10 protein-coding genes and 1 pseudogene are annotated in these 17,423 nt (G+C 68.7%); 4 read left to right on the top strand and 7 right to left on the bottom strand.

The window, feature by feature from the left end; all coding sequences use genetic code 11:
- Nucleotides 1-152 precede the first annotated feature (152 nt).
- The gene (uvrA, locus tag ACCD11_RS24960; protein ID WP_413315870.1) at nt 153-6,002 is read left to right on the top strand and encodes an excinuclease ABC subunit UvrA; all 5,850 of its coding nucleotides are present in this window, start codon (nt 153-155) and stop codon (nt 6,000-6,002) included.
- Between the two features lie 39 nt (nt 6,003-6,041).
- Here the strand turns inward: uvrA and ACCD11_RS24955 are convergent, their stop codons facing one another.
- From ACCD11_RS24955 to gabT, 7 genes are read right to left on the bottom strand one after another with little or no spacing between them, the layout of a single operon-like run.
- A complete protein-coding gene (locus ACCD11_RS24955; protein WP_413315869.1) occupies nt 6,042-7,520 on the bottom strand; it encodes an NAD-dependent succinate-semialdehyde dehydrogenase in 1,479 nt (492 codons plus the stop codon).
- Between the two features lie 37 nt (nt 7,521-7,557).
- A complete protein-coding gene (gene speB, locus ACCD11_RS24950) occupies nt 7,558-8,517 on the bottom strand; it encodes an agmatinase (RefSeq protein WP_042672569.1) in 960 nt (319 codons plus the stop codon).
- Between the two features lie 14 nt (nt 8,518-8,531).
- Nucleotides 8,532-9,350 carry an ABC transporter permease gene (locus ACCD11_RS24945; protein ID WP_369648971.1) on the bottom strand — a complete coding sequence of 273 codons (819 nt, stop codon included), beginning with the start codon at nt 9,348-9,350 and terminating at the stop codon, nt 8,532-8,534.
- Nucleotides 9,351-9,372: 22 nt separating this feature from the next.
- Nucleotides 9,373-10,596, bottom strand: a complete 1,224-nt coding sequence (locus ACCD11_RS24940) for an ABC transporter permease (protein WP_413315866.1) — start codon at nt 10,594-10,596, stop codon at nt 9,373-9,375.
- Nucleotides 10,597-10,650: 54 nt separating this feature from the next.
- Complete coding sequence (locus ACCD11_RS24935) at nt 10,651-11,679, bottom strand: ABC transporter substrate-binding protein (protein WP_007827892.1); 1,029 nt, start codon at nt 11,677-11,679, stop codon at nt 10,651-10,653.
- Between the two features lie 55 nt (nt 11,680-11,734).
- Nucleotides 11,735-12,829, bottom strand: a complete 1,095-nt coding sequence (locus ACCD11_RS24930; protein ID WP_369648969.1) for an ABC transporter ATP-binding protein — start codon at nt 12,827-12,829, stop codon at nt 11,735-11,737.
- Nucleotides 12,830-12,856: 27 nt separating this feature from the next.
- Nucleotides 12,857-14,149, bottom strand: a complete 1,293-nt coding sequence (gabT, locus tag ACCD11_RS24925; RefSeq protein ID WP_413315865.1) for a 4-aminobutyrate--2-oxoglutarate transaminase — start codon at nt 14,147-14,149, stop codon at nt 12,857-12,859.
- A gap of 163 nt (nt 14,150-14,312) precedes the next feature.
- Here gabT and ACCD11_RS24920 point away from each other — a divergent pair, with 163 nt between their 5' ends.
- The 3 genes and pseudogenes from ACCD11_RS24920 to ACCD11_RS24910 all read left to right on the top strand — a co-directional run.
- Complete coding sequence (locus tag ACCD11_RS24920) at nt 14,313-15,725, top strand: PLP-dependent aminotransferase family protein (protein ID WP_413315863.1); 1,413 nt, start codon at nt 14,313-14,315, stop codon at nt 15,723-15,725.
- Nucleotides 15,726-15,860: 135 nt separating this feature from the next.
- Nucleotides 15,861-16,910 carry an ornithine cyclodeaminase gene (locus ACCD11_RS24915; protein WP_413315861.1) on the top strand — a complete coding sequence of 350 codons (1,050 nt, stop codon included), beginning with the start codon at nt 15,861-15,863 and terminating at the stop codon, nt 16,908-16,910.
- A 7-nt stretch (nt 16,911-16,917) separates the two neighbouring features.
- Nucleotides 16,918-17,423, top strand: a pseudogene (locus ACCD11_RS24910) (histone deacetylase family protein); the annotation flags it as partial.

Here is a 17,423-nt window from a genome sequence, read left to right as displayed (position 1 = left end):
GAAGCAATCGAAAACAAATGTGCTATTTGTTTCTAAAAGTGTCTTCAACTCCATCCGGACAAACCCCTGCGAAGCCACCGACCTTGTGAAGTACTGCACGAACCCGTCATGGGCCACTCCCTAGAATGTTTGCCCCACCCCCCAAGGCACTCATGACACAGGGCTCCATCCGGATTCGCGGCGCGCGCCAGCACAACCTCCAGAACCTCGACCTCGACATCCGCACAGGCGAGATGACCGTGGTCACCGGGCCCAGCGGCTCGGGCAAGTCGAGCCTCGTTTTCGACACCCTCTATGCCGAAGGCCAGCGGCGCTACGTGGAGACCTTCTCCGCCTACGCGCGCCAGTTCCTGGACCGCATGGACAAGCCGGCCGTCGACAAGGTGGAGGGCGTGCCGCCCGCCATCGCCATCGACCAGACCAACCCGGTGCGCTCCTCGCGCTCCACGGTCGGCACCATGACCGAGCTGAACGACCACCTGAAGCTGCTGTTCGCGCGCGCGGCCGACCTGTTCGACCGCGAGACCGCGCTGCCGGTGCGCCACGACTCGCCCGACAGCATCTACGCGCAGATCGTCGAGCGCGCGGCGGCTGCGGGCGATCCGCGCCTCGTGGTCACCTTTCCGGTCGAGCTGCCAGCGAGCACCACGGCCGAGGAAGTGACGCAGTGGCTGTCGGCCAGCGGCTTCACGCGCGTGCAGGCCGAGCGCGAGGTGGCCACGCCCACCGGTCCGCGCAAGGTGCTCGACGTGGTGGCCGACCGCTTCCGTGCATCGGGCGCCGAGCGGGCGCGCGTGGTCGAGGCGATCGAGGTGGCGCTCAAGCGCGGCAGCGGGCGCGTCACCGTGCATGCGACCGGCGCCGAGGAAAACGCGCCGACGGACGTGTGGAAGTTCTCCACCGGCCTGCACTGCCCCGAGAGCGACATCCGCTACGCCGACCCGATCCCGTCGATGTTCTCGTTCAATTCGGCCGTGGGCGCCTGCGACACCTGCCGCGGTTTCGGCCGCGTGATCGGTGTCGACCTGGGCCTCGTGATTCCGAACGACAAGCTCACGCTGCGCGCCGGCGCCATCAAGACCATCCAGACGCCCGCGTGGAAAGAAGCGCAGGACGACCTCATGCGCCACGCCGAGGCCGCCGGCATCCCGCGCGACACGCCCTGGAACAAGCTCACCGAGGAGCAGAAGCACTGGGTGATCGAGGGCACGCCCAACTACAAGGAAGGCAACTGGAACAAGCAGTGGTATGGCGTGCGGCGCTTCTTCGGCTACCTGGAGAGCAAGGCCTACAAGATGCACATCCGCGTGCTCTTGTCGAAGTACCGCAGCTATACGCAATGCCCGACCTGCAGCGGCGCGCGCCTGAAGCTCGACAGCCTGATCTGGCGCATCGGCAGCAAGGAAGATGCAGACGCGGTGTTGCCGCCCGGGAAGCGATTCATGCCGACGGGGGCGAAGTGGACGCGGGCTCAGCTGGAGGCACTGCCGGGGTTGTGCCTGCATGACCTGATGCTGCTGCCGATCGAGCGGCTGCGTAAATTCTTCGACCGCATGGGTGTTTCTCCCTCCCCCGCCGGGGGAGGGCAGGGGTGGGGGCCGGCAGCGCCTGCAAGCCCTGCTGCCTCGAATGAGGCCGCGAGCCCCCATCCCAGCCTTCCCCCAGCAGGGGAAGGAGCCAAGACCGGGGAAGCACAGGCCCTGAAGCTGCTGTTCGAAGAAATCACCACCCGCCTGCGCTACCTGCACGACGTCGGCATCGGCTACCTCACGCTCGACCGCCAGAGCCGCACGCTGAGCGGCGGCGAGGTGCAGCGCATCAACCTCACGACCGCGCTCGGCACCTCGCTGGTCAACACGCTGTTCGTGCTCGACGAGCCCAGCATCGGCCTGCACCCGCGCGACATGAACCGCATCACCGAGGCCATGCTGCGCCTGCGCGATGCGGGCAACACGCTGGTCGTGGTCGAGCACGACCCGGCCGTGATGCTCGCGGCCGACCGCGTGATCGACATGGGCCCAGGCCCCGGCGCGCGCGGCGGGCAGATCGTGTTCGATGGCACCACCGACCAGCTGCGCGACGCCGACACGCTCACCGGCCAGTACCTGGGCGGGCGCAAGAAGATCGGCATGGGCTTCAAGCGGCTCGTGAGCGAGAACACGCACCGGCTCATCCTCGAAGGCGTGCGCGAGCACAACCTGAAGAACGTCACGGTCGAGTTCCCGCTCGCGCGGCTGGTGTGCGTCACCGGCGTCAGCGGCTCGGGCAAGTCGACGCTGATCCAGGATGTGCTGGCGCCTGCGCTGATGCGTCACTTCGGCAAGGCCACGGAAACGCCCGGCGCGCACGACCGCATGCTCGGCGCCGATCACCTCGGCGACGTGGTCTTCGTCGACCAGTCGCCGATCGGCAAGACCGCGCGCTCCAACCCCGCGAGCTACGTAGGCGCCTGGGACGCGATCCGCGAGATCTTCGCGACGGCCACGCTGTCGCGCCAGCGCGGCTATACGGCGAGCAAGTTCAGCTTCAACTCGGGCGACGGGCGCTGCCCGACCTGCGGCGGTTCGGGCTTCGAGCACGTCGAGATGCAGTTCCTGTCCGACGTGTACCTGCGCTGCCCCGACTGCGACGGCAAGCGCTACCGCCCCGAAATTCTCGAAGTGCGCGTGGAGCGCAAGGGCAGGAGCTACAACGTGGCCGACGTGCTCGACCTCACCGTGGCCGAAGCGGCCACCGTGTTCGAGGCCGACCGCGACGTGCTGCGCGTGCTGCAGCCGATCTCCGACGTGGGGCTCGACTACGTCAAGCTCGGCCAGCCCGTGCCGACGCTCTCCGGCGGCGAGGCTCAGCGCCTGAAGCTCGCGGGCTTCCTCGCCGAAGCGGCGAAGAGCGCGACCGCGAGCAAGCAGTCGGTGGCGCGCCGGGGCACGCTGTTCCTGTTCGACGAGCCGACCACCGGCCTGCATTTCGACGACATCGCGCGGCTGATGCGCGCGCTGCGCAAGCTGCTCGACGCCGGCCATTCGCTGATCGTGATCGAGCACAACCTCGACGTGATCCGCGCCAGCGACTGGTGCATCGACCTCGGCCCCGAAGGCGGCGAGGGCGGCGGCATGGTGGTGGCCGAGGGCACGCCCGAGCAGCTGCGCGAGAACCGCGCCTCGCTCACCGGCGCGGCGCTGGCCGACTACGACCTGGCCATCGGCCCCGAGGCCTACAAGGTGGCCGAGCGCGCCGCGCGGCGCTACATCGCCAATGCGAAGACGGCGCCCGGCGGCCATGCGATCGAGATCGTCAATGCGCGCGAGCACAACCTCAAGAACCTCAGCGTGAACATTCCGCGCGGCAAGTTCAGCGTGGTGACGGGCGTGAGCGGCTCGGGCAAGTCGACGCTCGCCTTCGACATCCTGTTCAACGAAGGGCAGCGACGGTATCTCGAATCACTCAACGCCTATGCGCGCAGCATCGTGCAGCCGGCCGGCCGGCCCGAGGTGGACGCGGTGTACGGCATTCCGCCGACCGTGGCCATCGAGCAGCGCCTGTCGCGCGGCGGCCGCAAGAGCACGGTGGGCACCACCACCGAGGTTTGGCACTTCCTGCGCCTGCTGTACGTGAAGCTGGGCATCCAGCACTGCATCCACGACGGCGCCGCCGTGCAGCCGCAGACGCCCGACAGCATCGCCGCGCAGCTGATGCGCAATTTCAAGGGCCAGCACATCGGCCTGCTCGCGCCGCTGGTGAGCAACCGCAAGGGCGTGTACACCGAGCTGGCCGACTGGGCGCGCCCGCGCGGCTTCACGCACCTGCGCGTGGACGGCGACTTCCTGCCGACCACCGGCTTCCCGCGCATCGACCGCTTCAAGGAGCACAGCATCGAGCTGCCGGTGGCCAGCCTCGACGTGCTGCCCGCGAAGGAAACCGAGCTGCGCGAGGCGCTTGCCAAGGCGCTCGAACACGGCAAGGGCGTGGTGCATGTGCTGAGCGAGCTCGACGGGCTCAAGGCCGCGATGATGGCCGGCGTGTCGGCCTCGGGCATCGGCCGTGTGAACGTGTTCTCCACGCTGCGCGCCTGCCCCGTGTGCAGCACCAGCTACGCCGAGCTCGACCCGCGCCTGTTCAGCTACAACAGCAAGCATGGCTGGTGCCCCGACTGCGTGGGCACGGGCGTGAAGCTCAGCAAGGACCAGCGCAAGGTCTTCGACGATTCCATCCGCGATGACGACAACAAGGGCCGCGAGCAGACCTTCGCCGAGCCCGAGGTGGAAGACCTGGCCGACACCGCCTGTCCGACATGTGAGGGCACGCGCCTGAACGCCACGGCGCGCGCCGTGAGCTTCGGCGCCTCGCCGGCGGATGGCCTGAGCGGCATCGGCATCACCGAACTCGCGCGCATGAGCGTGACCGAGGTGCGGCAGTGGTTCGAAGGGCTGGCGCTCGCGGGCCGTGAAGCCGAGATCGCGCGCGACCTGGTGCCCGAGATCAGGAGCCGTCTGGAGTTTCTGGAAGAGGTGGGCCTGGGCTATCTCACGCTCGACCGCGGCGCGCCCACGCTCTCGGGCGGCGAGGCGCAGCGCATCCGCCTGGCGGCGCAGCTGGGCAGCAACCTGCAGGGCGTGTGCTACGTGCTCGACGAGCCGACCATCGGCCTGCACGCGCGCGACAACCAGATCCTGCTCGACGCGCTGCACAAACTCGGCGACAAGGGCAACACGCTGGTGGTGGTGGAGCACGACGAAGACACCATCCGCCGCGCCGACCACATCATCGACATCGGCCCGAGCGCGGGCAAGCGCGGCGGCCGGCTCGTGGCCGAGGGCTCGGTGGCCGACATCCAGCAGGCGAGCGATTCGCAGACCGGACGCTACCTGCGTGATGCGATCCGGCATCCACTGCATGCGCGGCGCCTGGTTCCATTGCCCGACCCGAAGGCCGAAGAGAGCGGCCAATGGCTCACCGTGCACGGCGCCGACCTGCACAACCTGCAGGACGTGACGGCCACGCTGCCACTGCACCGCCTCGTGGTGGTCACCGGCGTGAGCGGCTCGGGCAAGTCGACGCTGGCGCGCGACGTGCTGCTGGCCAGCGTGCATGCCATCGTGGTCCAGCGCATGACCAAGGCCGGCCGCGACGCCGATGCCGCGGGCAAGCGCCCGGCCTGGTCCGGCTGCGACCGCGTCGAGGGCTACGAGTCCATCGACCGCGTGCTCGAGGTCGACCAGACCCCCATCGGCAAGACGCCGCGCAGCTGCCCGGCCACCTACATCGGCTTCTGGGACACCATCCGCAAGCTGTTCGCCGACACGCTCGAAGCCAAGGCGCGCGGCTACGGCCCGGCACGCTTCAGCTTCAACACCGGCGAAGGCCGCTGCCCCGGCTGCGAGGGCGCGGGCGTGCGCACCATCGAGATGAGCTTCCTGCCCGACGTGAAGGTGCCCTGCGAGGTGTGCCACGGCGCGCGCTTCAACCCCGAGACGCTGGCCGTGAGCTGGCGCGGCAAGAGCATCGGCGAGGTGCTGCAGATGGAAGTGGACGAGGCGGTCGAGTTCTTCGCGGCCATGCCCAACATCAGCCACCCGCTGCAGCTTCTGAAGGACGTGGGGCTCGGCTACCTCACGCTGGGGCAGCCTTCGCCCACGCTCTCGGGCGGCGAGGCGCAGCGCATCAAGCTGGTGACCGAGCTCAGCAAGGTGCGCGACGACGTCACCCGCCGCGGCCAGAAGGCGCCGCACACGCTGTACGTGCTCGACGAGCCGACCGTGGGCCTGCACATGGCCGACGTCGAGAAGCTGATCCACGTGCTGCACCGGCTGGTGAACGGCGGCCACAGCGTGGTGGTGATCGAGCACGACCTCGACCTGATCGCCGAGGCCGACTGGATCCTTGACCTCGGGCCCGAGGGTGGCAACGCCGGCGGGCGCATCGTGGCCGCGGCGGCACCGGAGGAAGTGGTGCGGCTCGGCACGCACACGGGGGTGGCCCTGGCGCCGGTGCTGGCGCGATAGCGGGCAGGGCGGGGCGCTGTCCCCGCCCTTCCTCGTTTCCTATTTCTGGATATCGCCCAGGCAGAGGTACTTGATCTCCACGTAGTCGTCCATGCCGTGGTGCGAGCCCTCGCGCCCCAGGCCCGACTGCTTCACGCCGCCGAACGGCACATGCTCGGTGGCGATCACGCCGGCGTTGATGCCGACCATGCCGTATTCCAGCGCTTCCGCCACGCGGAAGATCCGGCCCACGTCGCGGGTGTAGAAGTAGCTCGCGAGGCCGAACTCGGTGTTGTTCGCCGCATCGATGCCGTCCTGCTCGGTCTTGAATCGGAACACGGGTGCGAAGGGACCGAAGGTTTCTTCGCGCGCGCACAGCATGTCGGAGGTGGCTTCGGCAACCACGGTCGGCTCGAAGAACTGGCCCTGCATCCGGTGGCCGCCCGCGAGCACCTTGCCGCCCTTGGCGACGGCGTCGTCGACGTGGCGCTGCACCTTGTCGAGGGCCGCATCCTCGATCAGCGGACCCTGTACCACGCCGTCCTCGAAGCCGTTGCCGACCTTGAGCGCCTTGACCTTGGCCGCGAACTTCTCGACGAAGGCGTCGTAGATGCCGTCCTGCACATACAGCCGGTTCGCGCAAACGCAGGTCTGGCCGGCATTGCGGTACTTGCTGGCCATCGCGCCATCGACTGCCGAGTCCACGTCCGCATCGTCGAACACCAGGAAGGGCGCGTTGCCGCCGAGTTCGAGCGACAGCTTCTTGACCGTCGGCGCGCACTGGCTCATCAGGATGCGGCCCACTTCGGTGGAACCGGTGAAGCTCAGGTGGCGCACGACGTCGCTCTCGCACAGCGCCTTGCCGATCGCGATGCTGTTGGCGCTGTCGGCCGTGAGCACGTTGAGCACGCCCGCCGGAATGCCGGCCCGCACGGCCAGCTCCGCCGCGGCCAGCGCGGTCAGCGGCGTGAGCTCGGCGGGCTTGATGACCACCGTGCAGCCGGCCGCCAGCGCCGGAGCCACCTTGCGGGTGATCATCGCGAGCGGAAAATTCCACGGCGTGATGGCCGCGCACACGCCGATGGCCTGCTTCATCACCAGCAGGCGGCGGTTGTTGTCGAACTGCGGCAGCACCTCGCCGTTCACGCGCTTGGCCTCTTCGGCGAACCACTCGACGAAGCTGGCGGCATAGGCGACCTCGCCCTTGGCCTCGGCGAAGGGCTTGCCCTGCTCGGCGGTCATGAGGCGGCCGAGGTCTTCGGTGTTGGCGGTCAGCAGGTCGAACCATTTGCGCAGCACGATGCTGCGCTCCTTGCCGGTCTTGCCGCGCCAGGCGGCGAGCGCCTTGTCGGCAGCGGCAATGGCGAGCTCGGCGTCCGCGCGCGTGAGGTTGGCCACGTCGACGAGCTTCAGGCCGGTGGCCGGGTCGTTCACGTCGAAGCGGCTGGCGCCCTTTGTCCATTCGCCGGCGATCAGCGCATCGGTCTTGAGCAGGGTCGGGTCGTTCAGCAGCGAGAGAGGGGAAGTCTTCGTGTCCATGGTGTCGTGTTGTCCTGGGAGAAATGAGTAGCCGGTGTCAGCGGAAAGGTACACCGGGGAGTACGCAGAGCATTTCGTAAAGGAGGTTGGCCCCGAGCAGCGCAGTGTTTCCACTCGTGTCGTAGGGCGGACTGACCTCCACCAGATCGGCGCCCACCACGTTCAACCCGCGGCAGCCGCGCACGATCTCCAATGCCTGCGGCACGGTGAGCCCGCCGATCTCCGGAGTGCCAGTGCCGCCAGCAAACGAAGGATCGATGCCGTCGATGTCGAAGCTGATATAGACCGGCTGAGTCGGCCCGATGCGCTCGCGCACCTGCGCCATCAGCGGCGCGAGCGACTGGTACCAGACCTCGTGCGCCTGCACCACCGTGAAGCCTTGCTCGCGCGGCCAGTCGAAATCGTCCGCCGCATAGCCGGTGCCGCGCAGGCCGATCTGCCAGACCTTGTCGCAGGCCAGCAGGCCCTCCTCGACGGCGCGGCGGAACGGCGTGCCGTGCGCGATGCGCTCGCCGAACATGTCGTCGTTCACGTCCGCATGCGCATCGACGTGCACCAGCGCGACCGGGCCGTGCTTGCGCGCCACCGCGCGCAGGATCGGCAGCGCGATGGTGTGGTCGCCGCCCAGCGTCAGCGGCGCGCAGCCGGCGGCCAGCACCGAGTCGTAGAAGGTCGAAACGATGTCGATCGACTTTTCGAGCGAATAGGTGTTGATCGGCACGTCGCCCAAGTCGGCCACGTTCAGCCGGTCGAAAGGCGCCGCGCCGGTGGCCATGTTGTAGGGGCGCAGCAGCGCCGATTCGGCGCGGATCTGGCGCGGCCCGAAGCGTGCACCCGGACGGTTGGAAGTGCCGATGTCCAGCGGCACGCCGATGAACGCCGCGTCCAGCCCCTCCGGCGAAGTTGCGGCCGGCAGCCGCATCATCGTGCCGGGGCCGGCGAAGCGCGGCATGGTGTTGCCGCCGAGCGGCTGGTTCGGTGTCGTGGTGATCGGCATCGTGTGGAGCGGGTTCAGCGCCGCCGGCCGCGCAGCCATTCGAGCGCGAGCAGCAGCGTGGTGGTGAAGATGATCAGCAGCGTCGCCACGGCGGCGATGGTGGGCGAGATGTTCTCGCGGATGCCGGTGAACATCTGGCGCGGCAGCGTGACCTGGTCGGGCCCCGCGAGGAACAGCGTGACCACCACTTCGTCGAACGAGGTGGCGAAGGCGAACAACGCGCCCGAGATCACGCCTGGCGCAATCACCGGCAGCGTGACGCGCATGAAAGTCCTGAACGGTGTCTCGCCCAGGCTCAGCGATGCGCGCACCAGGTTCTGGTTGAAGCCGGCCAGCGTGGCGAGCACCGTGGTCAGCACGAAAGGTGCACCCAGCGCCGCGTGCACCACGATCAGCCCGAAGTAAGTGTCGGCCAGCCCGAGCGGCGCGAAGTAGAGGTACGTGGCGACGCCCACCACCACGATAGGCACCACCATCGGCGAGATCAGCACGCTCATGAGCAGGCCCTTGAAGGCGAAGCTCGTGCGCGACAACCCCACCGCCGCCAGCGTGCCCAGCACGGTGGCCAGCACCGTGGCGGCCGGCGCGACGATGAAGCTGTTGCGCGCCGCACGCGCCCACTCGGGCGACTCGAAGAGGTTGCGATACCACCGCAGCGACCAGCCGGGAATCGGGTAGGCCAGGAACGAACTGTCGGAGAACGACAGCGGAATCACCACCAGGATCGGCGCCAGCAGGAAGGCCAGCACCGCGACGCAGCCGGCGCGCACCAGCCACCAGCCGAGCTTGTCGGCGAAGGTGGCGTAGGCCGGGAATTGGGGAAGCTTGAACATGCTTGTCGGTCCTTCGTGCCGCTCAGCCGAGGCTCAGCTCGGCCTTGCCGATGCGGCGGTAGACGGCATACAGCAGCAGCGTGGCGACCAGCAGCACGGCGCCCAGCGCGCAGGCCATGCCCCAGTTGATCTCCACGTTGGTGTAGCGCGCGATGTAGTAGCTCAGCATCTGGTCGTCCGCGCCGCCGAGCAGCGCCGGCGTCACGTAGTAGCCGATGGCCAGGATGAAGACCAGCAGCGCGCCGGCGCCGATGCCCGGGTAGGTCTGCGGCACGTACACGCGGAAGAAGGCCGCCAGCGGCGAGCTGCCCAGCGAGACGGCTGCGCGAAGGTAGGTGGGCGGCACGCTCTTCATGACGCTGTAGAGCGGCAGGATCATGAAGGGCAGCAGGATGTGCACCATCGCGATGATCACGCCGGTGCGGTTGAACAGCAGCGCCAGCGGATGGTCAGTCAGGCCGATGCCCATGAGGCCCCGGTTGACCAGCCCCTCGGACTGCAGCAGCACGATCCAGGCAGCCACGCGCACCAGGATGGAAGTCCAGAACGGCACCAGCACCAGGATCATCAGCACGTTGGCCTTGCGCGCCGGCAGCGTCGACAGCCACCACGCCAGCGGATAGGCCAGCAGCAGGCAGAAGAAGGTGACGACGGCGCTGATCTGGAAGGTGCGCAGCAGGATGCCGGCAAAGGCGCGCTGGTCGGCGGGCATGCGCTCGATCTCGCCGGCCACGTCGCGCCGCAGGTCGACCGAGGCGAGCAGGTAGTCGGGCGTCCAGCGCGAGCCGTTCTTGGCGATCGCCTGCCAGTACGGCGCCTCGCCCCAGCGCGGGTCGAGCTCCAGCATGCGCGCCTTGACTTCTTCCGGCGTGCCGGCGATCGGCAGCGCCCGGAAGGTGCCCATCACCAGCGAGCGGGCGCCCGCGATCTCGGTGTTGAGGCGGCGCGCCAGGGCGCCCGCGTCGGAGCTGTCGGGCAGCTGGGCGAGATCGGCTGCTATGGCCGCAAAGGCCGCTGGCGCGGGCGCCTCCTTGCGGTTCCAGCCGTCGAGCGCACGCACGGTGCGCGGCAGCGCGTTGGCCACCTCGGGGTTCTCGACCGCGCGCTGCAGCAGCGCCACGATGGGCACCAGCAAGGTCAGCAGCAGGAACACCAGCAGCGGCACCGTGAGCGCAAAGGCGCGCCATTTGCGGCGGGCTTCGGCGCGCCCCAGCGCACGCCGAAGCTCGCCGGGCGGAGCCTGCATCGAAACCTGGGGGACAGACGTTGCCGCGTGCATGGCCTTCTTCGCGCCGCTCGTTTACTGCGTGGCCCAGGACGCGAAGCGCTTCTCGAGCGCCTCGCCCTGGTCGGCCCAGAAGCCGACGCTGAACTGCAGCGCATCCTTGGCGTTGGCCGCCGAGGTCGGCAGGTCGGCGAGCACCTTGGGGCTGAGCGAGGCCAGCGCCTTGGTGTTGGTGGGGCCGTAGGCGATGCTCTGTGCATAGACCGCCTGGTTGGCCGGCTGCATCGTGAACTGGATGTACTTCAGCGAGGCTTCCTTGTTCGGGGCGCCCTTCGGGATCACCAGGTAGTCGAGGTCGTAGATGCCGCCCGGCCAGTAGATCTTGAGGTCGCGGCCTTCGCGGTTGGCCGCGTCGATGCGGCCGTTGTACACCGTGGTCAGCACCACGTCACCGGCCACCAGGAACTGCGGCGGCTGCGCACCGGCTTCCCACCACTGGATGTTGGGCTTCAGCTCGGTGAGCTTCTTGAACGCGCGGTCGGCGCCTTCCTTGGTGGCGAGCACCTTGTACACGTCGGCCGGCTTCACGCCGTCGGCCATGAGCGCGAACTCGAGGTTGTAGCGCGCGCCCTTGCGCATGCCGCGCTTGCCGGGGATCTTCTTCACGTCCCAGAAGTCGGCCCAGCTGGTGGGCGCGGTCTTGAGCTTCTCGCCGTTGTAGGCCATCACGGTCGACCACACGAACAGGCCCACGCCGCAGTCGGTGACCGCGGCCGGCAGGAAGTCGGCCTTGCTGCCGATCTTCGAATAGTCGAGCTTCTCGAACAGGCCCTCGTCGCAGCCGCGCACCGCGTCGGGCGATTCGACTTCGACCACATCCCAGGTGACCTTCTTCGTTTCGACCATGGCCTTGATCTTGGCCTGTTCGCCGTTGTATTCGACCGGGATGATCTTGGTGCCGGTCTTCTCGTAGGGCTCGTAATAGGCCTTCTTCTGGGCATTGGCGTTGGCGCCGCCGAAGTTGACCACGGTGAGCTGCTGCTGGGCCAGGGCCGGCAGCGCGAAGCTGGCGGCGACGATGCAGGCGAGGAATGTCTTTTTCATGATGGAAATCTTCCTGGGTGATGAAAGGAAACGAGGGAACAACAACGGACCGGGATCAGGGGGCATAGATGCGCGCGTGCGCGGTGGGGAATTCGAGCACCACCGCTTCGCCGGCCCGCGGCGCAGCGGCGCCGTCGAGGCCGTCCAGCGGCAGCTTCACGGTGGCTTCGGTCTGGCCGCCGCCGACGCTGCACAAGAGCCGCAGGTGGTCGCCGTAGTAGATGACGCGCGCCACCTCGGCGGCGAGCATGTTGGTGCCCTGCGTCTCCGGCCGGCGGTGCAGCACCACGCGTTCGGGGCGGATGCAGGCCTCCACGGCCGCACCCGCGGCCGCGCCGCCGACGTTGAGCCCGCGCAGCACGCGGCCGTCGGGCAGCTTCATCTCGGCGTGCTCGCCGCCGCGGTCCAGCTGGCCCTTGAGCACGGTGCTGTCGCCGACGAAGCCGGCCACGAAGCGGTTGGATGGCGTCTCGTAGAGCCGGTCGACCGTGTCCAGCTGCTGGATCACGCCTTCGTTGAACACCGCCACGCGGTCGCTCATGGTGAGCGCTTCGCCCTGGTCGTGCGTCACGTAGACGAAGGTCACGCCGAGCTGGCGGTGCAGGTCCTTGAGCTCGAGCTGCATGTGCTCGCGCAGCTGCTTGTCGAGCGCGCCGAGCGGCTCGTCCATCAGCACCAGCTGCGGCTCGAACACCAGCGCGCGCGCCAGCGCCACGCGCTGCTGCTGGCCGCCCGAGAGCTGGCCGGGCAGGCGGTCGGTCATGCCGCGCAGCTGCACCATGTCGAGCGCGCGCTGCACGCGGCGCTGCTGCTCGTCTTTCGAAACCTTGCGCACGGTGAGCGGGTAGGCCACGTTCTGGCCCACGCTCAGGTGCGGAAACAGCGCGTAGTTCTGGAAGACCATGCCGAAGTTGCGCTTGTGCGGCGGCGTGCGGGTGATCGGCTTGCCGTCGAGCAGGATCTCGCCCGAGGTCGGCGACTCGAAGCCCGCCAGCATCATCAGCGTGGTGGTCTTGCCCGACCCCGAAGGCCCGAGCAGGCTCAGGAACTCGCCGCGGTGGATGTCCAGATCGAGCTGGCGTACCACCAGGTGTTCGCCGTCGTAGGTCTTCTGGACGCGCTGGAAGCGCACCAAGGGTTCTGCTGTCATGGAGGATTCCGGGAAAGGATCGGTCGATCAGCGCAGCGCGGCGAAGCTGTCCGCGAGAAGCGCCAGGCCTTCGTCCACAAGCAAGTCGGATGCCGTGAGCGGCACCAGTACACGAATTACATTGCCGTAGGTGCCGCATGACAGCAGGATTAACCCGCGCCGCGCCGCCTCCGCGACCACCTGGCGGGTCAGTGCGGCATCGGGCCGCGCGGTGTCGCCCTGCTCGAACAGCTCGATGGCCACCATGGCGCCGAGCCCGCGCACGTCACCAATGGCCGGCTCGCCGGCCGCGATGCGGCGCAGGCCGGCCGTGAGCCGTTCGCCCAGCGCCCGGCTGCGCGCGAGCAGTTGCTCGTCGTCGAACACCTTGAGCACCGCGAGTGCCGCGGCACAGCCAATGGGGCTGCCGGCATAGGTGCCGCCCAGGCCGCCGGGCGCGGGAGCGTCCATCACCTCGGCGCGGCCCACCACGCCGGAGATCGGGAAGCCGCCCGCCATCGACTTGGCGGTGGTGATCAGGTCGGGCGCCACGGGCCACTGCTCGCTGGCGAACCAGGTGCCGGTGCGGCCCGCGCCGGTCTGCACCTCGTCGGCAATGATGAGGATGCCGTGGCGGTCCGCCAGCGCGCGCAGGCCTTCGACGAAATCGTTGGGCGCCACGTAGAAGCCGCCTTCGCCCTGCACCGGCTCCAGGATGAAGGCCGCCACGCGCTCGGGCTCGATGTCGTTCTTGAACAGCAGCTCGACCGAGTGCAGGGCGTCGTCCACGCTCACGCCGTGCAGCGCGTTCGGGTACAGCGCATGGAACACCTCGCCCGGGAAGGGGCCGAAGCCAATCTTGTAGGGGGCGACCTTGCCGGTCAGGCCGAGCGTCATCATCGTGCGGCCGTGGTAGCCGCCCGTGAATGCGATGACGCCGGGGCGCCGGGTGTGGGCGCGGGCGATCTTGACCGCGTTCTCCACCGCCTCGGCACCGGTGCTCAGGAAGATCGACTTCTTCGCGAACGCGCCCGGCGCCAGTGCGTTCAGGCGCTCGGCCAGCTCCACATAGGGCTCGTAGGCCACCACCTGGAAGCAGGTGTGCGAATAGAGATCGACCTGCGCCTTCACGGCGGCACTGATCTCCGGGTGGCAGTGGCCGGTGTTGAGCACCGCGATGCCGCCGGCGAAGTCGATGTAGCGGCGGCCCTCGACGTCCCACAGTTCAGCGTTGGCGGCGCGGGCGACGAAGATTTCATGGGCCTGGCCCACACCGCGGGCGACGGCCGCGCTGCGGCGGGCCATGAGGGCGGCATTGCTGAGATGGGGTTCGCGTTGCATGGTACGACCTGTGCTTTGAAGGAGGAATGCCGGCACTCTAGGTCGCGCGAATCGATCCAGCCATGTACACCGGAAGTGATCGCCCGGAAGACTGTACTGGTCTTGTATCCTGTACATACTTTCCTCAATATGGTGCAGCCCGGACTGCCGGAGACGCCCCCCGATGCTCATTCTTCGCCCCGAACAGCCGACGCCGCTGGTAAGCCAGATCGTGGAAGGGCTGCGCGGACTGATCGGCTCCCAGAAGCTCAAGGCCGACAGCAAGCTGCCGTCGATCCGCGCCTTTGCCGCGGCGCACGGCGTCAGTGTTTTCACGGTGGTCGAGGCCTATGACCGGCTGGTGGCCCAGGGCCTGCTGGTCTCTCGCGCCAACGCGGGTTTCTTCGTCAAGCGGCGCAGCGACGAGAGCGCCGCCGGCGCGGCCAGCACGCCCCGCCCGGACCCCCGCTTCGACGCCCGCTGGTACCTTCAGCAGATCTTCGAAAACCGCAACCTGCCGCTCAAGCCCGGCTGCGGCTGGCTGCCGCACGACTGGCTGTTCGAGGACGGCATGCGCCGCAGCCTGCGCCACCTCGCCTCCGAAGGCACCGACATCGGCGGCTACGGCCTGCCCTTCGGCCACATGGCGCTGCGCATGGCGACGGCCGAGGCGCTGTCGGAGCAGCAGATCGTGGTCGATGCCGCCCAGGTCCTGCTGACCCAGGGCTCCAGCCAGGCCCTGGACCTGGTCGCGCGCCGGCTGCTCAAGCCGGGCGATGCGGTGCTGGTGGACGACCCCGGCTATCCGAACCTGATGTTCATGCTGCGCTTCCTGGGCGTGGAGATCATCGGCGTGCCGCGCATCCCTTCGGGCTACGACATGCCCGCGCTCGAGGCGCTGCTCGCTCAGCACCGGCCCAAGGCCTTCTTCACCCAGCCCCGGCTGCAGAGCCCGACCTGCTCGATGGCTTCGCTGCCGCAGCTGGTGCAACTGCTGCAGCTGGCCCAGGCGCACGACTTCACGCTGGTCGAGAACGACATCTACGCCGAGATGGACGCGTCGATGCGCCCCTCGCTCGCCAGCCTGGGTCAGCTGCGCCGCGTGGTCTACGTGGGCAGCTATTCGAAGACCATCTCGCCGAACATCCGTGTCGGCTACGTGGTCGCGCAGCCGGAGCTGCTCGATGAGCTGGCGCAGCTCAAGATGGTCTCGGGCCTCACCTCCTCCGACATCACCGAGCGCCTGGCCTTCGGCACCGTGACCGACGGCCGCTGGCGCAAGCATCTCAAGGCGCTGCGCGACCGCCTCGCGCAGGCGCAGGGCAGCGTCGCGAGGCGGCTGGACGCGCTGGGCTTCGAGCTGTTCCATGAGGCCGCGGCCGGCATGTACCTGTGGGCCCGGCACCCCGACATCGCCGACAGCTCTGAGCTCTCGCGGCGCGCTGCGGTCGAGGGAATCATGCTCGGCCCGGGCCAGCTGTTCCTGGTCAATCCGCATCCCACCGGTTGGCTGCGCTTCAACGTGGCCTTCAGCGAGGACGAGCGGCTCTGGCGCTTCCTGGAGCGCAGCATCGAAGAACAGCGCAGGTACGACTGACGTCGCTCGCAATGCCGCGCAAGCAGGCGCACAATGGCTTCAACCCTTGGCGCAGGCGCATCCTGAACCAGCCATGGTGGAGTAAACATGTGAGGGGATGAAGCGCCGCGGCAGGGCTACGCAAGGAGCCATGCCATGACCCGCTTCATCGATGTTCACAGCCTGGTCCGCCTGGTGGACGAGACCGGCGTTCCGCAGTTCCTCACGGCCCTGGCCGACGCGTTGCGCGACGATTTCCTGCGGTGGCGCGAGTTCGACAAGAAGGCCCGTGTGGCCAGCCATTCGCACCTCGGCGTGATCGAGCTCATGCCGGTGGCCGACGACGGCGCCTATGCCTTCAAGTACGTCAATGGGCATCCGAACAACACCCAGCTCGGGCTGCCGACCGTCATGGCTTTCGGCGTGCTGGCGGAAGTCGACACGGGCTACCCGGTGCTGCTTTCCGAACTCACGCTCACCACCGCATTGCGCACGGCCGCCACCTCGGCCATGGCCGCCCAGGCATTGGCGCGGCCCGGTTCGCGCAGCCTCGCGCTGATCGGCAACGGCTCGCAGAGCGAGTTCCAGGCGCTGGCCTTCCATGCGCTGCTGGGCATCGAGCAAGTGCGCGTGTACGACACCGATCCGCACGCCACCGACAAGCTGGTGCGGCACCTGTCGGCGTGCACGCCGCTGGACATCGTGCGCGCGGGCTCCGTGGCGGATGCCGTGCGCGGCGCCGACATCGTCACCACCGTCACCGCCTGCCAGGGGCGCGCGACCGTGCTCACGCCCGACATGATCGAGCCGGGCATGCACATCAATGCGGTGGGCGGCGATTCGCCCGGCAAGACCGAGCTGCACCCCGACGTGCTGCACAAGGCGCGCGTGTTCGTCGAGTACGAGCCGCAGACCCGCGTGGAGGGCGAGATCCAGCAGGTGGGGGCCGACTTTCCGGTGCACGAGCTGTGGCGCGTGCTGCTCGGCGAAGTGCCCGGCCGCGAAACTCCCACACAGGTCACGCTGTTCGACTCGGTCGGCTTCGCGCTGGAAGACTACACGGCGCTTCGCTACATACAGCGCCTCGCCACCGAGCGCGGCATCGGCCAGCAGATCGCGCTGGTGCCCGAGCTCGACGACCCGAAGGACCTGTTCGGCCTCACGGCCTCGGGCCGGCGCCGGGCGGTGCTGCGGCGTGCGGCATGATGGCGGCATGCTCACGATCTACAACGACCAGCACGTTCTTCACCAGGGCAGAGTCGAAATGTTCCGCGGCGAACTCGTGCCGTGCTTCGAGGTTCCGGCCCGCGTCGACCATGTGAAACACGAACTGGAGCGCCGCCGCCTCGGCGCGCTCCAGGCGCCCGATGCCTTCGACGAGGCGCTGCTGGCCAAGGTGCATGCGCCGCGTTACCTGGACTTCATCGCGCATGCGTGGGATGAGTGGGTGGCGCTCGACCCGTCCAACGTGTCGCGCGATGCGCTGCCCTCGTACTGGCCCACGCGCGGCATGCGCACCGATGTGCTGCCGAAGAGCTTTCCGGCGCGCATGGGGCTGTTCTCGTTCGATGCCGGCACACCGCTGATGGCGGGCAGCTGGGCCGCGGCGCGCCATGGCGCGGCCTGCGCGTGGACCGCGGCGCAGCGCGTCGTTGGGGGGGGGCCGCCCCCCCGCGCCGCCCCCCCCCCCCCCCGCCCCCCCGGCGGGGGCCCCGGATT

Source organism: Variovorax sp. Varisp36 (genome assembly GCF_047304235.1).
Taxonomy (GTDB): domain Bacteria; phylum Pseudomonadota; class Gammaproteobacteria; order Burkholderiales; family Burkholderiaceae_C; genus Variovorax.
Note: the sequence above shows the minus strand (reverse complement) of the source record. Positions and strands in the feature narration are given on the sequence as shown.

Bases quoted from the DNA above. Each gene is read 5' to 3' on its own strand.
- ACCD11_RS24955 (WP_413315869.1), bottom strand. From the start codon at position 7,520: ATGGACACGAAGACTTCCCCTCTCTCGCTGCTGAACGACCCGACCCTG.
- ACCD11_RS24920 (WP_413315863.1), top strand. From the start codon at position 14,313: ATGCTCATTCTTCGCCCCGAACAGCCGACGCCGCTGGTAAGCCAGATC.
- ACCD11_RS24945 (WP_369648971.1), bottom strand. From the start codon at position 9,350: ATGTTCAAGCTTCCCCAATTCCCGGCCTACGCCACCTTCGCCGACAAG.
- ACCD11_RS24915 (WP_413315861.1), top strand. From the start codon at position 15,861: ATGACCCGCTTCATCGATGTTCACAGCCTGGTCCGCCTGGTGGACGAG.
- ACCD11_RS24935 (WP_007827892.1), bottom strand. From the start codon at position 11,679: ATGAAAAAGACATTCCTCGCCTGCATCGTCGCCGCCAGCTTCGCGCTG.
- speB (WP_042672569.1), bottom strand. From the start codon at position 8,517: ATGCCGATCACCACGACACCGAACCAGCCGCTCGGCGGCAACACCATG.
- ACCD11_RS24930 (WP_369648969.1), bottom strand. From the start codon at position 12,829: ATGACAGCAGAACCCTTGGTGCGCTTCCAGCGCGTCCAGAAGACCTAC.
- ACCD11_RS24940 (WP_413315866.1), bottom strand. From the start codon at position 10,596: ATGCAGGCTCCGCCCGGCGAGCTTCGGCGTGCGCTGGGGCGCGCCGAA.
- gabT (WP_413315865.1), bottom strand. From the start codon at position 14,149: ATGCAACGCGAACCCCATCTCAGCAATGCCGCCCTCATGGCCCGCCGC.
- uvrA (WP_413315870.1), top strand. From the start codon at position 153: ATGACACAGGGCTCCATCCGGATTCGCGGCGCGCGCCAGCACAACCTC.